Source organism: Bradyrhizobium sp. USDA3010 (assembly GCF_056429065.1).
Genome location: NZ_JBWJZD010000003.1, coordinates 304,543 through 319,654 on the forward strand (window position 1 = coordinate 304,543; position 15,112 = coordinate 319,654).

The 15,112-nt window shown below is 62.2% G+C and carries 10 protein-coding genes; 4 read left to right on the forward strand and 6 right to left on the reverse strand.

Translation table 11 applies throughout. The features are described 5' to 3' along the window. Positions 1-45: 45 nt before the first annotated feature. The gene (locus AC066Y_RS06960; RefSeq protein WP_478273220.1) at positions 46-1,296 is read right to left on the reverse strand and encodes a class I SAM-dependent methyltransferase; all 1,251 of its coding nucleotides are present in this window, start codon (positions 1,294-1,296) and stop codon (positions 46-48) included. A gap of 204 nt (positions 1,297-1,500) precedes the next feature. On the opposite strand from AC066Y_RS06960, the gene AC066Y_RS06965 reads away from it, so the two are divergent. Next, positions 1,501-2,640 carry a Gfo/Idh/MocA family oxidoreductase gene (locus AC066Y_RS06965; RefSeq protein WP_478273221.1) on the forward strand — a complete coding sequence of 380 codons (1,140 nt, stop codon included), beginning with the start codon at positions 1,501-1,503 and terminating at the stop codon, positions 2,638-2,640. On the opposite strand, the gene rfbG is transcribed toward AC066Y_RS06965, so the two are convergent. From rfbG to fdhD, 5 genes are all read right to left on the reverse strand, one after another. Continuing rightward, the gene (gene rfbG, locus AC066Y_RS06970; RefSeq protein ID WP_478273222.1) at positions 2,637-3,686 is read right to left on the reverse strand and encodes a CDP-glucose 4,6-dehydratase; all 1,050 of its coding nucleotides are present in this window, start codon (positions 3,684-3,686) and stop codon (positions 2,637-2,639) included. The genes AC066Y_RS06965 and rfbG overlap by 4 nt on opposite strands. Positions 3,687-3,735: 49 nt before the next feature. Then, entirely contained in the window at positions 3,736-4,734 is a 999-nt protein-coding gene (locus AC066Y_RS06975; RefSeq protein WP_478273223.1) for a glycosyltransferase family 2 protein, read from the reverse strand. A 157-nt stretch (positions 4,735-4,891) separates the two neighbouring features. Beyond that, the gene (locus AC066Y_RS06980; protein ID WP_478273224.1) at positions 4,892-6,556 is read right to left on the reverse strand and encodes an ArnT family glycosyltransferase; all 1,665 of its coding nucleotides are present in this window, start codon (positions 6,554-6,556) and stop codon (positions 4,892-4,894) included. An 800-nt stretch (positions 6,557-7,356) separates the two neighbouring features. Continuing rightward, positions 7,357-7,989: a molybdenum cofactor guanylyltransferase MobA gene (gene mobA / locus AC066Y_RS06985; RefSeq protein WP_478273225.1), complete on the reverse strand. Its 633-nt coding sequence runs from the start codon at positions 7,987-7,989 to the stop codon at positions 7,357-7,359. Next, positions 7,982-8,866, reverse strand: a complete 885-nt coding sequence (gene fdhD, locus AC066Y_RS06990) for a formate dehydrogenase accessory sulfurtransferase FdhD (protein WP_478273226.1) — start codon at positions 8,864-8,866, stop codon at positions 7,982-7,984. Before fdhD ends, mobA begins: the two co-directional genes overlap by 8 nt. 195 nt (positions 8,867-9,061) lie before the next feature. Here fdhD and AC066Y_RS06995 point away from each other — a divergent pair, with 195 nt between their 5' ends. The 3 genes from AC066Y_RS06995 (at position 9,062) to fdhF (ending at position 15,057) form a co-directional block, all read left to right on the forward strand. Then, a complete protein-coding gene (locus tag AC066Y_RS06995) occupies positions 9,062-10,315 on the forward strand; it encodes a molybdopterin molybdotransferase MoeA (protein WP_478273227.1) in 1,254 nt (417 codons plus the stop codon). 207 nt (positions 10,316-10,522) lie between these two features. Beyond that, entirely contained in the window at positions 10,523-12,235 is a 1,713-nt protein-coding gene (locus AC066Y_RS07000) for an NADH-ubiquinone oxidoreductase-F iron-sulfur binding region domain-containing protein (RefSeq protein WP_478273228.1), read from the forward strand. A gap of 35 nt (positions 12,236-12,270) precedes the next feature. Continuing rightward, a complete protein-coding gene (fdhF, locus tag AC066Y_RS07005; protein WP_478273229.1) occupies positions 12,271-15,057 on the forward strand; it encodes a formate dehydrogenase subunit alpha in 2,787 nt (928 codons plus the stop codon). Positions 15,058-15,112: the final 55 nt, after the last annotated feature.

Below are 15,112 nucleotides of genomic sequence, written 5' to 3' on the forward strand. Positions count from 1 at the left end.
TCTCAGTTCGCCGCATCGGGGCGCAGTTGAGTTGTATCGATGGTCTCACGCGCCAGGCTGAAAATCCTGCTGGCTCAGAATGTCGATCACGGGACCATCATAGCCAATGTCCCTGAGATAGTTGCGTATCTCGACCGGGATGTGCCACGCCAGATTGAGCAATGGATTGGCGCCCAATGGGGCCTTGAGCAGATCATCGTCGGAACCGATCGGGATTCGTGTGCCGGGCAGGTAATGGCCGATCTTCATCGAACCGGGCTTTTCATGAACGATCGAAATCGAGTCGTTGTCGAGCGCCAACAGTTTAATCAGGATGGCGGCGCGCCCCGGGAACGCCTTGCTGCGAAGGGGTCCATTCTTCTGTACGAGAGCCCGCAACTCCTGACTCTTCTTGTCGCGCCAGCGCGTCACGCCGCTGCGGAGTGTCTCGAAGTCAAGGCCGAAGTGTGCCTCGTTGGCTTCGAGTTTCTCTATAGCCGCGGGGTCTACGGCGGACCCCAGCTTGCCCGCAAAAATACGAATGTTGCCGCCATACCGCGCGGGAAACTGCACGTCGATCAGATTGAGGCCGAGCGCGCGGGCAATGAAAACGAACGAGCGGTAGCTGTATGTACGCGGATGCTCGTGATAGAAAGTGTCGAACTGATTGGTGAGTAAAACCGATCCGAGATAGTGGTTCTCGATGACCAAGATAGTCTTTTCGCCGATCAGGCGCTTCAGCGCAGCGATTACGCTGCCGAGGTCTTCGATGTGCGCGAACACGTTGGTGAAGGTGATGAAGTCCGGCTTGCCATGCGTGGCTACGATCTGCTCTGCCGTTGCTTCGGTGAAGAAATCATGAATAGTCGAGTGTCCTTTTGCCGCACAATCCTGCACGGCTGAGGTCGGCTCAACGCCGATTGTGGCGGCGCCCTTTTCACGGAAGAAATCGAGCAAGCTTCCGTCGTTGCAGCCGACATCAACGACCTTTCTGCCGGCGACCAGGCCGAAGCGCTGCTCGCAGGAATCGGCGAGGCTTTTCATTCCGGAGAGCACGTCGGCGGTAAAGCGCGACCGGTAGTGATAGCTCTCTGGAAACAGCTCGCGCTTTGGAACTTGGAAGCGCTGGTGTGCGGTCCGGCAATTGTCGCAAAAGAGAATCTCGATCGGGTACTCGGCGCACGTCCGCGAGCTTCCGATCGCAACCAGATCGTCGCACATCGGGTGGGCCCCAAGATCCAACACGGGAGCCAAGGTGCGGTTGCCGCACACTTCGCAATGATCGATCTCATGGGCCGGCAAGATTGTCGAATTCATTCGGGATCCATGTGACAAGTTTGCTGCGGCGCGTATTGTAGTATCGAAGCCGCCGTACCTTGAATTACGTGGTGACTTTGCGTATCGGGCTCCGTTTGTCAAAGGCTAAGGTCCGCGGCGTTTCCCCGATGGGTCTTTTGCACTGGCACTATCTCGCGTTCGGCGGGTTGCCAGAACCCCGCGCGGATGATTAGGGCGAGAAGGATGAAGATATCGGTCATCGGCGGCGGACGTTGGGCCCGAACGATCGCTTCGGTACTGTGCGGGCTCCCGGGCCGCGCAGACCAGATCACTATGCACTCGCCGAGCAATGCTGCGGGCCTCCAGGCGTGGGCTGCGCAATCGCAATTTGCCGATCGGTTGAGTGCTCTGGACACCTGGCCAACCTCCGGAGCCGGCCCGAAGCGGCCTGATGCCGTCATCGTCGCCAACCGCACGGAAGACCATTTCGAGGCTGCGGCTGGTGCGCTGATGGGCGGTATCCCGGTGTTGGTAGAAAAACCTGTGGCCCTTGCACGTCGTAGTATCGATGAACTCAACAGCATCGCAAGGGCCAAAAGTACGGCGTTCGGGGGCAGCCACGTCTTTTTGTTCGCACGATACGTCGAGGCCTATGCCGCTTTGTTGGCTTCGCTCGGACGCGTGCGAAGCCTCCGGATGATTTGGACTGACGGCCCTTCGGACATCCGTCGCGGGGAAGCCAAGGGCTACGACGCTGCGGTGACACTGTTCGATGATGTGCTGCCCCACATCGTGCCGATGGTCGGCGAATTGCAGTTCCGCGATCTTGCACTCGTTTCACTGGATGTTCGACGTGGCGGCGCGCATGTGGCGATCGAAGCGCAGGCCAACGGGCTGCCGGCTTCCTTGCTCATTGCACGCAACGATCAAGGTCGGCAGCGCCGGATCGAAGTCGAAACCGAAAAGGGCGTTGCTGTACTCGATTTCGCCGACGAGCCAGGCGTCATCGATCTCGCGGGAACGCGCGTGAACGGCGACCCGCAGTGGACCACGGCGCTCCGGCCATTGGGGACAATGCTCTCCGCGTTCATCGCTGCTGTGGAAGGCGCACCACTGGACCCGCGCCTGTCGCCGGACTGGGCCATCGCATCTGCCACATTTGCCGAGGCCGTTCGCGGCCGCTACATCGCCCATCAGGCTGAATGGTTGGCGGGGCGCTTGGGCGAACCGCTCGATACCGAGCTGCTTTATGCGCTTGCGGAATTCGGCAGCAACGAAGCCGGGAACGCCGACGGCATCTCGAAGGCCTGGCCAGCGATTGCCGATCAAGCCGAACTGAAGATGTTCTTGGCCAGAAGTCGGCTATTTTTCAACGCAGGCTAGGTCCCGTATCGGGATATCTGCGCACGCACAAGTTCGAGCGCGTCCTTGCCGTTCGCGAAATCCGCATACCATTGCGCCGTCCATGCGAGCGTCTCGTTGACGTCGAGCCGCGGTCGCCATTTCAATGTCTTGGCAGCCAGCGAGCTGTTGATCCGTAGTGTCTGCTTTTCTGGCGGGAAGGAGCCTGACGCCTGCTTCCAGGCCTGTCCATTGCCCAGTCCTTCGCCGATAGCCGCCGCCACCTGGGCGACGGACACTGATTCATCCGTAAGCGGACCAAAGTTCAGGGAGGGTGGATCGGCCGCACCTGTGTTGGCGAGGTATTCCGCAAAGCCAAGGTAGCCGGTGAGGCAGTCAAGTACATGCTGCCAGGGCCGGGTCGCCGCAGGATACCGCAGTTCAACCGGTACGCCTTTTTGTGCAGCCCTGTAGAGGTCCGGAACGAGCCGCTCGCTGGAGAAATCGCCGCCGCCAATGACGTTGCCGCCGCGCGCTGAGGCCAGAGGCACCCCGAGCGGTGTAAAGAAGCTCTCGGCGTAGCTCCGGAGCACAATTTCGGTCGCGCCCTTGGATGCGCTGTACGGATCTGAGCCGCCCAGCGGGGCGTTCTCGGGAAACGCCAAGCCAGTCTCCGTGTTCGCGTAGACCTTGTCGCTGGTTACTGTCAGAATCGCCTGCAATCTCGGGCTGGCGCGCAGCGCTTCCAGCAAGTTCACCGTACCTAGGATATTGCTGGTGAAGGTTCCGACCGGGTCGCGATAGCTTTCCCGAACCTGCGCCTGTGCGGCCATATGCAAAACGATCTCGGGTTCGGCTATTCTGCAAATTTCTGTCACTGCCGGCATGTCGCGCAGATCGGCATAGTGGCTGTCGATCGCTACGCGTTGCGCGATGGTTTGCCAGAGATTAGGTTCTGTCTTGGGGTCTAAAGAAAACGCGGTTACCTTCGCGCCGAGCTCGGCCAGCATCACACTGACCCACGCCCCCTTGAAGCCGGTATGCCCGGTCAAGAGGATGCGGCGACCGCGCCAGAAGCTCGGGGTCATATTCGCTCTTCCCGCCGCAGAGTACATGATGTGAAAGTTGCCGACTTCATTATTTGCTCTGTTCTGCGGAGATATTGGCGGCAGCCTCGACCGTCACCAGCGGCCTGAAGCGGACTTGCTGATAAATACGGCTCACATATTCGCCGATAATGCCAAGGAAGATTGCGTTCAGACTGATCCCGAACAGCATAACGACGATGAGCGTTGCAAAGCCGCTCGGCCACGATCTGCCCCGCAGCAGCGCCTCGACGACGTAAAACAGCCCCAGCAGAAAAACAGCGATCGAGATCAGGAGGCCGGCATAGGACGCAAGCCGCAGCGGAAGAACCGAGTGCCCGATTATCCCGTCAAGGGCAAAGCCGACCAATTTCCGCACCGGGAATTTGCTGCGGCCGTGTATCCGCTGTGTCCGGTCGTAGGGAATGCCGGTCTCGCGCGCGGCAAATGAAGATATGACGCCGCGGACGTAAGGGTTGTAGTCGTTCAGCTCCTTGAGACGGTCGATCACGGAGCGGTCGACCAAGCGGAAATCGCCGGCGTCGCGGGTGATAGGATCATCGGAAATGTGGGTGAGCAGCGCGTAAAATGTGCGGCGACTGAGGGTGAGCAGTTTTGCTTCCTCGCGGCGTCGGCGCAAGCCCACGACCACATCATGGCCCTTTTCCCAAAGCGCAATGAATTGCGGAATCAATTCCGGTGGATCCTGAAGATCGCAATCAACCTGAATCGCCGCATCACCGGATGCGTTTCGGTAGGCGGTCAGTAGCGAGCGCTGAAAACCGTAGTTGCGCGTGAAGCGGATCACCTTGACTCTGCGGTCGATTTTGGCAAGTGCAGCGAGATGTTCGAATGTTCGATCCTCGCTGTGATTGTCGGTGAAGACAAACTCCAGATCGTATTGGGGTAGGTCTTTGAAAATAGCCGTCAGCGCGGCGTACGCGCGATCGATGTTGGCTTCTTCGTTGTAGACCGGCATAACGAGGGAGATCAGCCGTCTTCGTGTGTTCGGCTCTCCCTCTGGTCTCCCCGTATCGACGTTGCTGTTCATGTCAGATCGTTGCTGTTTATGCAGCGAGACTTTTAGGCGAGCCGCTCAAGATATGCAACTCTTGGAGAGAACGGCCACCCGAGCTCTGGCCGACGAATTGCTCAATATTGTGCAGGCCCGCGGTCACAAGAGCAGTCATTGAATTCGTGGACCCGAGTCAGCGTTGGTCGTCAGAAGGTCGGTTAGGCTTCCGCTTATAGATTTTCAGGATCGGTCCAACGCGTGGTTTGTCGATCGGCTGCCAAATGCCATTCAAGATAGCGAGCGAGGATCTCACCCGAAATTCAAGGCTTGGCCATGGTGTGAGATAAACCGGCGAGGTGGCCGTCACCCCGCTAGAATCGGGGGCGATTTCCTTAACGAAGGTAATTCCCTCCGCTGCGGTCGGGCCGGGTGCCGGGGTTGGAATCAGGGCTTGGTACATAAGCATCGAAAACGGATTGGGATCGTCGGCAGTGAGGTGTTGGGTCTCGATCAGCTTGGCGTAGTGCGGGCTTCCATAGAGACTGCTCGAAAGGACGATATATTCGGGATCGAGTGCATTGACCCCGCTCCAGGTCAATACGCCTCCATACATCCTGGCGTTCTTAAATATCTTTGGATCGAAGTAGCCAAGATCATCGAAAACGATACGGGCATCCGGCGGTATACCGCCTTTGGCAGCCCAGTCGTTCAGTGCCAACAAGGTGCTATCGCGATGATGTAGCGCGAGCGTCTGGTTGACCAGTGCGAAGACGTGGTCGGTGCCGAGATATAGGGTTGTAAGCAAAACGGAAGTGACTGCGATTGGACGTGCCATGCGCCCGAACGGCTTGGCAAGAAAGAACTTTAGCCATGTTACGACGAAATCAAAGCTAAGCATCGCCATTAGAGGAAGCGCGACCAAAAGGTATCCAAGAACGACCCAAAGCTTGCCGAGAAGAGCGTAGTAGGCAATCTGGGACAACGAGAGTATTGCGGCCAAGAAGAGGGCTCGGTTGCGCGGCGTCGAGAAGCCGCCGATCAGCGCGTGCAGCAATCCTGTGACAGCCAACGCTGAACCAAGTGGGCCAACGTAGTCATAGATGGCCTTTATCCAATCCCAAGGCGTGAACGTCCCCAGGGGGCCACCGGAGTTGCCGACTATCCGCCATTGCGCGGCCCAGGACTGAATGTAGTAGGGCGTGATGACTGCGTAAGGATTCGTACCGAGCCAACCCACCAGGGCGGCTGCTCCGAGGACGGCAACTCGCTGGGCAATGACCTTCTTGTCCCATGCGCCTGTCGCACGAATCCCCATCAAGAGCGCAGCCGTAGCTAACGGTACCGTCCACGCTCCTCCAAACTTCGTCCCCTGCACCAAACCACAAACCACCCCCAAGGCGACGAGGCTTGAAAGGAACCCGTCATCTGAATGGCGTAGTGCAAGTCCGAGTGCCAAAAGCCCGAAATAGATCTGAAGCGTATCCGGATGGATTATCGTCATGTAGTAGATAAAATAGCCATCCGTCAGCAAGACGGAGCAGGATAATATTCCGACAACAACACCCGCATGCTTCCGTGCAAAATTGTAGACAAAAAGCAGGCTCATTAACGCAGCGAGCATCGATATTGTTCTGAGGATAATGGGAGCGGTTGGAAAGGCAGGGAGTCCCACCAGGCGCGCCGTCGCGTAGAAGGGAAAAGCGATATCGAACATCACAGCGCCGTAATAGACGATGTTGTTGTATCGAAGCGTTCCCCAATATGCCGGGATTTTCTTGAAGGCTTCCGCTGTCGGATCCAGGTAATTGGCGGGGTTGCCAAAAGGCTTGGCGATCGTACCGTCGAGTGCCAGCGTCATCCATGGTTCATCGTTGGAGAAAGCTGCCAGCAATTGAGGGTTATCAGTGTTGCGTGGAACAAGCGAACCGATACAGATCAAACTTAAGAGGAGAATTGGTGCGATATATCGATCCAGGCGAGCATAATCGCAAACGACTTGCAGTATGATCCGAACGGGGCGCACCCAAGCCAAAGTTCTCTGCAAAGCCTTCTCTCCCGAATCGCCGAATAGGCTACCGCGCCTTCTTTGCCATTCCGCTCGACGTTCGCGCGCCTAATGGATGTCCAGCGTCATCTGATACTGGAATGCCTCGCAAAAACAAGTCACTGACAATCTCGATGACCGCGGAAGATCTCTTTCGTCCGGTTTGTAGCTTGGAAACAGGTAGCGTGCGCTTATACCTTCGTCTCCGTCATGAGCCCGAGGAGTGAAACAACGGGAGCTCCTTCACGCGGTCTCATTCGCAGGCGCTGCAAAGTTTCCCGAACGTGAACATGCTGTTCGCGGCCTGTCGCAAGTGTGTTGCGATCGAGCTGGTATGAGGGCGAATGAAGCTTTTGACGTTGTTGTGCCGGCCGCGTTCGGGATGGTCTGCAGCGGGATGTCGTTCGCTTCCGTCAATTGCGACGGCGATCACTGCCAGATGAAGGATAACGGTCGTGGCCACGACAACGGCAACAACGACCAGGATTGCTGCTCCTCACTGAGTGCCGGGAACCAGCGGAGCCTTGGCTGGCTGCTTCCGGTCAGGCTCGGCCTGGCCTCGGCTCGATCGGCTGTTGCCGGTTGCGTCACGACGTCAAATGCAGGCGCGCGTCTCAGCCGCCGTCAAGTGCGGCGAGGCGATCGGCTTCCGCGATGTCTTCGACGGTGTTGGCATTGAAGAACGGATCCAGCGGCTCGGTCGGCCATTCCACTGTTGCCAGCGGATAGCGCGCGGTCCAGCGATCGATCTTGCGCACGTCCTCCACGACGAGCGCATGGCGCAATTCGTTCCGCAGGCGCACGCTCCACAGACCGATGACCGGATGCGTCTGCCCGCCGGATGAGGCGACCGCGAGTTCGGCATTCTCTGCCGCGCGCGCCTGCTCCAGGCGTGCCGCAAGATCACGCGGGAGAAACGGACAGTCGCCCGCCGCGCTCAGCACCCATTTCGCATCCGGCCGGTTGGCCGCGGTCCAATCGAGCGCGGCGAGGATGCCGGCGAGGGGACCCGGATAATCGGCGACATCGTCGGCGACGACCGGAAGGCCGAACGCGGCGAAGCGCGCGGGGTCGCCATTGGCGTTGATGATCAGCCCGCTGCATTGCGGGGCGAGACGGTCGATCACCCGTTGCAGAATGGTCCGGCCGGCGATCTTGCGCATCGGCTTGTCGCCGCCGCCCATCCGCCGCGCGAGGCCGCCGGCCAGCAGCACGCCCGGGATGTCAGTGCCCGGGATATCAGTCATTGTCGGCCTCGCCCTTGCGCTTGTGACGCATCGATTCCTCTTCGACATAGTCGAGGTTCTGGTCGTAGACGATCCGCTCCTGGCCGGACAGCGCGATGAAGCGCTTGCCGCGCGCGCGCCCGACCAGCGTCAATCCGACCTGCCGCGCCAGATCGACACCCCAGGCGGTGAATCCGGAGCGGGAGACCAGGATCGGGATGCCCATCCGCACCGTCTTGATCACCATCTCGGAGGTGAGCCGCCCGGTGGTGTAGAGGATCTTGTCTGCCGGATCGACATGGTGGCGGTAGATCCAGCCTGCGATCTTGTCGACGGCGTTGTGCCGGCCGACATCCTCGGTGTAGCAGACCGGCGTGCTCTCCTTGCACAGCACGCAACCGTGAATGGCGCCCGCTTCCAGATAGAGCGACGGCATCGTGTTGATGGTGTGGGTCATCTGGTAGAGCCACGAGGTCCGCAGCTCGGCCTTCGGCAGCGCGACCTTCTCGACGGCTTCGAGCAGGTCGCCGAACGCCGTTCCTTGGGCGCAGCCCGAGGTCTGCGTGCGCTTCTTCAGCTTCGCCTCGAAATTGGTGTGGTGCTCGGTGCGGACCACCACCACCTGGAGGTCGTCGTCATATTCGACCTCGGTGACGACGTCGTCGTATTTGAGCATGTTCTGGTTCAGGAGGTAGCCGAGCGCGAGGTATTCGGGATAGTCGTTGATCGTCATCATCGTGACGATCTCCTGCCCGTTGAGGTACAGCGTCAGCGGCCGCTCGACCGGTACCCTGATCTCGGTCCGCGCGCCGGTCTGATCGATGCCGATGACGCGCTCGGTCAGTCGCGGGTCGTCCGGGTCCGGAACAATAATGGGAGCGGCGGTCTTCTTGGTCACAGGTCGGCGTCCCAATGGGTTCACATGGCAGCGAAGCAGGGGATATAAGCACGATCGGAGACGGACTGGCCACTCTCCGCCGCCTCGCCGGAACTGCCAAGGATTCGTCACGGATGGTTCCGGCTTTGAGGATAACGCCGCGGTTCGCGATGTGGGCCGAACAAATCTTGTCGATGGCCGAGGACTGAGGACATCATGGCGCAGCTTTCCGACGACTGTTTCGCGTTCGGCGGACCGATGATGTCGGTCGACGAGGCCGTCGCGATCATCGCCTCGCGCGTCAAGCCTGTCGGCGAGACGGAAGCCGTCGCGCTGGTGGACGCCGACGGGCGCATCCTCAGCCACGACGTCGCCGCGCCGCTGCCGCTGCCGCCTTTCATGAATTCCGCCGTCGACGGCTACGCGGTGTCAGGTGCAGACCTGCCGGCGAGCGGTGAGCGCGCGTTTCCCGTCGCTGGGCGCGTGCAGGCGGGAGCGCCGGCCGAGCCCGCGCGGCCCGGCCAGGCGGTGCGGATCTTCACCGGTGCACCGATGCCCGACGGCACCAACACCGTGTTCATGCAGGAAGACGTGCGGATCGACGATGCGGGCAACGTGATCCTGCCGTCCGGCCTGAAGGCCGGCGCCAATGTGCGTCCTGCCGGCGAGGACATTCCGCGCGGCCACGTCGCACTGGCGGCGGGCCGGCGCCTGCGCCCGCAGGACGTCGCCGTTGCCGCGGCCTTCGGGCTCACCACGCTCGACGTGGTGCGACGCCTGCGTGTCGGGGTGTTCTCTACCGGCGACGAGTTGGCCGCGCCGGGCAGACCGCGCGCCGAAGCGCAATTGTTCGATTCCAACCGCTTCATGCTGATCGCGATGTTGCGGCGGCTCGGTTGCGAGGTCGGCGATCTCGGCATCCTGCGCGACGAACGGGCCGAACTTGCTGCCGCGCTCAAGCAGGCCGCACGACGCTACGACCTGATCCTGACCACCGGCGGCGTCTCGACCGGCGAAGAGGACCACGTCAAGGCTGGCATCGAGCAGGCGGGCTCGCTGGTGTTGTGGCGGATGGCGATCAAGCCGGGCCGCCCGGTGGCAATGGGAATCATCGACGGCACGCCGCTGATCGGCTTGCCCGGCAATCCGGTGGCGAGCTTCGTCACCTTCGTTCACGTGGTGCGGCCGACCGTGCTGGCGCTGTCGGGAGCAACCCTGTCTCCGTTGTTGCCGATGCCGGTCCGGGCCGCCTTCAGCTACAAGAAGAAGAGCGGCCGCCGCGAATATGTCCGCGCCTCGCTGCGGCAGGCGGCGGACGGCGCGCTGGAGGCGATCAAGTTTCCGCGCGAAGGGGCCGGCCTGTTGTCGTCGCTGATCGAGACGGATGGGCTGATCGAGCTCGGCGAAGCCGTCGTGCGGGTCGAGCCGGGCGATACGGTCGGCTTTCTCGGCTACGCCGACCTGCTCTGAGGCCGCAGACGCGGTCGAGATCGCGCGAGCCGGACGCTCCCACGATTGGGAATTCAGATCGACCGATAGGCAAACATTAACAACGGCCTGCGCGGCAACCCGACGCTGCTAGAGGCGTTCTAAATCTGCTTGCCTGTGGCATACCAGGGAATACAGTTGGTTGAACCGGCGCAACTTGCGTAAAGCCGGGTTCCAAGGCGAGGTTTCATGAGTGGAGACGACGTTCACAAGGTCCGCGCGTTCGAGCATCCCGGAGCAGGCAGGAAGCGGGCGAAAGCCACGCCCAAGGGACGCCAGGTCGACCCTGCGGCCGCTCATGAGATCGAGGCGCTGCTCGCGGACCGGCCGAGGCGTCGCGACCTGCTGATCGAATACCTCCATCTGATCCAGGACAAATACCATCAGATTTCGGCGGCGCATCTTGCGGCGCTCGCCGACGAGATGAGGTTGTCATTCGCCGAAGTGTTCGAGACCGCGACCTTCTATGCGCATTTCGATATCGTGAAGGAAGGCGAGCCCGACATCGCGCCGCTCACCGTGCGTGTCTGCGATTCACTGACCTGCGCGATGCTCGGCGGCGAGAAGCTCTTGAAGGATCTCCAGAGCCGCGCCGGCCCCGGCATTCGCGTCGTGCGCGCGCCGTGCGTCGGCCGCTGCGACACCGCACCCGCCGCCGAGGTCGGCCACAACTTCGTCGACCATGCGACCGTCAGCAACGTGCTCGCGGCGGCGAAGAGCGGCGACACGCATGTGCATCTCCCCCCTTACATCGATTACGACGCCTATGTCGCCGATGGAGGATACCGGTTGCTGACGCGCCTGCGCTCGGGCGAGTTGCCGCGGGAAGACCTGTTGAAGGCGCTCGACGATGCGTCGCTGCGCGGTCTCGGCGGCGCCGGTTTCCCGACCGGCCGCAAGTGGCGCGCCGTGCTCGGCGAGCCCGGGCCGCAGCTGATGGCTGTCAACGGCGACGAAGGCGAGCCCGGCACGTTCAAGGACCGCTACTATGTCGAGACCGATCCGCATCGTTTCCTCGAGGGCATGCTGATCGGGGCCCACGTGGTCGAGGCGCCCGAAGTCTACATCTACATCCGCGACGAGTACCCGGCCTGCCGCGAGATCCTTGCGCGCGAGATCGCAAAACTTCCGCCTGGTGGCCCAGTGCTGCATCTGCGGCGTGGCGCCGGCGCCTATATCTGCGGCGAGGAATCCTCGCTGCTGGAATCGATCGAGGGCAAGCGCGGCCTGCCGCGGCACAAGCCGCCATATCCGTTCCAGGTCGGGCTGTTCGGCCTGCCGACGCTGATCAACAACATCGAGACGCTGTGGTGGGTGCGCGACATCGTCGAGCAGGGCGCCGACTGGTGGAAGAGCCACGGCCGCAACGAGCGCCATGGCCTGCGCAGCTTCTCGGTGTCGGGACGCGTCAAGGATCCCGGCGTCAAGCTTGCGCCGGCCGGCATCACCCTGCGCCAGCTGATCGACGAGTTCTGCGGCGGCATGGCCGACGGCCATACCTTGCAAGCCTATCTGCCGGGCGGCGCGTCGGGCGGCATCCTGCCGGCGTCGATGGACGACATCCCGCTCGATTTCGGCACGCTGGAAAAATACGGCTGCTTCATCGGCTCCGCCGCTGTCATCGTGCTCTCGCAGGCCGATGACGTCAGGGAGGCCGCGCTCAACCTGATGAAGTTCTTCGAGGACGAGAGCTGCGGGCAATGCACGCCCTGCCGCGCCGGGACCGAGAAGGCGGCGCTCTTGATGCAGCAACCGGTCTGGAACAAGGAGCTGCTCGACCAATTGAGCCAGGCGATGCGCGATGCGTCGATCTGCGGCCTCGGTCAGGCGGCCTCCAATCCGCTGACCTCCGTCATCAAATATTTTCCGGACGGGTTTCATCCGCAGCAAGCCGCCGAATAGGCGGATCAAGCAGGCGAACTTCGACGAGGATTTGAATGAGCAACGATCACAACTCTGGCCAGACGATCCAGTTCGAGCTCGACGGGCACCAGGTCGAGGCGCGGGCCGGCGAAACGATCTGGCAGGTCGCCAAGCGCCAGGGCACCGAGATCCCGCATCTGTGCTATTCGCCCGCGCCGGACTATCGGCCGGACGGCAATTGCCGTGCCTGCATGGTCGAGATCGAAGGCGAGCGCGTGCTGGCGGCGTCCTGCAAGCGGACGCCTTCGGTCGGCATGAAGGTGAAGTCGGCCAGCCAGCGCGCCGTCGCGGCGCAGAAGATGGTGATGGAGCTGCTCGTCGCCGACCAGCCGCCGCGCGAGACCTCGCACGATCCGGATTCGAAATTCTGGCACTGGGCCGAGAAGACCGGCGTGACCGAAAGCCGCTTCCCCGCCACCGAGCGTTGGCACGCCGACACCAGCCACCCGGCGATGCGCGTCAATCTCGACGCCTGCATCCAGTGCGGCCTGTGCGTGCGGGCGTGCCGCGAGGTGCAGGTCAACGACGTGATCGGCATGGCTTATCGTAATCACGGCTCGAAAATCGTGTTCGACTTCGACGATCCGATGGGCGAATCGACCTGCGTCGCCTGCGGCGAATGCGTCCAGGCGTGTCCCACCGGCGCGCTGATGCCGGCGGTGATGCTCGACGACAAGCAGACGCGCGTCACCTGGCCCGACCGCAAGGTGGATTCGCTGTGCCCGTATTGCGGCGTCGGCTGTCAGGTCACGTACGAGGTCAAGGACGAGAAGGTGATCTACGCCGAAGGCCGTGATGGTCCCGCCAATCACAACCGGCTCTGCGTCAAGGGCCGCTTCGGCTTCGACTACATCCACCACCCGAACCGGCTGACCAAGCCGCTGGTGCGGCTGCCGGGTGTGAAGAAGGATGCCAACGACCAGGTCGATCCGGCCAATCCCTACACCCATTTCCGTGAAGCATCCTGGGAAGAGGCGCTCGACCTCGCCGCGGCCGGCTTGAAGAAGATCCGCGACGAGAAGGGCGCCAAGGCGCTCGCCGGGTTCGGCTCGGCCAAGGGCTCGAACGAGGAGGCCTACCTGTTCCAGAAGCTGGTCCGCACTGGCTTCGGCTCCAACAATGTCGACCACTGCACGCGGCTGTGTCACGCCTCGTCGGTGGCGGCCTTGTTCGAGGGGCTGAGCTCCGGCGCGGTGTCGGCGCCGTTCTCGGCCGCCGCCGACGCCGAGGTGATCTGGGTGATCGGCGCCAATCCGACCGTGAACCATCCGGTCGCCGCGACCTTCATCAAGAACGCAGCGAAGCGCGGTGCCAAGCTCTACGTGATGGACCCGCGCCGGCAGGCGCTGTCGCGGCACGCCACGCAGCATCTCGCCTTCAAGCCGGGCAGTGACGTCGCGATGCTGAACGCGATGATCCACACGATCATCACCGAAGGCCTGACCGACGAGCAGTACATCGCCGGCTATACCGAAGGCTATGACGAGCTGAAGGCGAAGATCCAGGAGTTCACGCCGGAGCGCATGTCGCCGATCTGCGGCATTCCCGCCGAGACGCTGCGCGAGGTGGCGCGTGACTACGCCCGCGCCAAGTCGTCGATCATCTTCTGGGGCATGGGTATCAGCCAGCATGTCCACGGCACCGACAATGCGCGCTGCCTGATTGCGCTCGCGCTGATCACCGGCCAGGTCGGCCGCCCCGGCACCGGGCTGCATCCGCTGCGCGGGCAGAACAACGTGCAGGGCGCTTCCGACGCCGGCCTGATCCCGATGTTCCTGCCGGACTACCAGCCGGTCGGCCGCGACGACATGCGCGGCGCCTTCGAGAGACTGTGGGGGCAGCAGCTCGATCCGGTGCGCGGGCTGACCGTCGTCGAGATCATGAACGCGATCCACGCCGGCGAAATCCACGGCATGTATGTCGAGGGTGAAAATCCGGCGATGTCCGATCCGGATTTGCAGCACGCGCGCCAGGCGCTGGCCAAGCTCGATCATCTCGTCGTGCAGGATCTGTTCGTCACCGAGACGGCGTTCCACGCCGACGTCATCCTGCCGGCCTCGGCGTTCGCCGAAAAGTCCGGCTCGTTCACCAACACCGACCGCCGTGTGCAGCTGGCGCGCGAGGTGATCAAGCCGCCGGGCGATGCGCGGCAGGATCTCTGGATCATCCAGGAGATTGCCAAGCGGATGGGACTGGCCTGGAATTATGCGGGGCCGGGCGAGGTGTTCACCGAGATGGCACAGCTGATGCCGTCGCTGAAGAACATCACCTGGGAGCGGCTGGTTCGCGAGGGCGCGGTGACCTATCCGGTCGACGATCCTGACAAGCCGGGCAATGAGATCATCTTCACGACCGGTTTCCCGACCGAGAGCGGTCGCGGCAAGATCGTGCCGGCCAAGGTGATCCCGCCGGACGAATTGCCCGACGACGAGTACCCGATGGTGCTGTCGACCGGCCGCGTGCTCGAGCATTGGCACACCGGCTCGATGACGCGCCGCGCGCAGGTGCTCGACCAGATCGAGCCCGAAGCGGTCGCGTTCATGACCCCGAAGGACATGCGCAAGAAGGGGCTCGCGCCGGGCGACTTCATCCGCCTCGAGACGCGCCGCGGCGCGGTCGAGGTCAAGGTGCGCGCCGACCGCGACGTGCCGGAGAACATGGTCTTCATGCCGTTCTGCTACGCGGAAGCGGCGGCGAATCTGCTGACCAACCCGGCGCTCGATCCGTTCGGCAAGATTCCGGAGTTCAAGTTCTGCGCGGTCCGCGCCGAGAAGATCGATATCCGGACCGCTGCGGAATAGCCGTCCGGGTCAAAACAAAACGCAACGCGGCGACGCCAACCCGCAGGGAGATCAG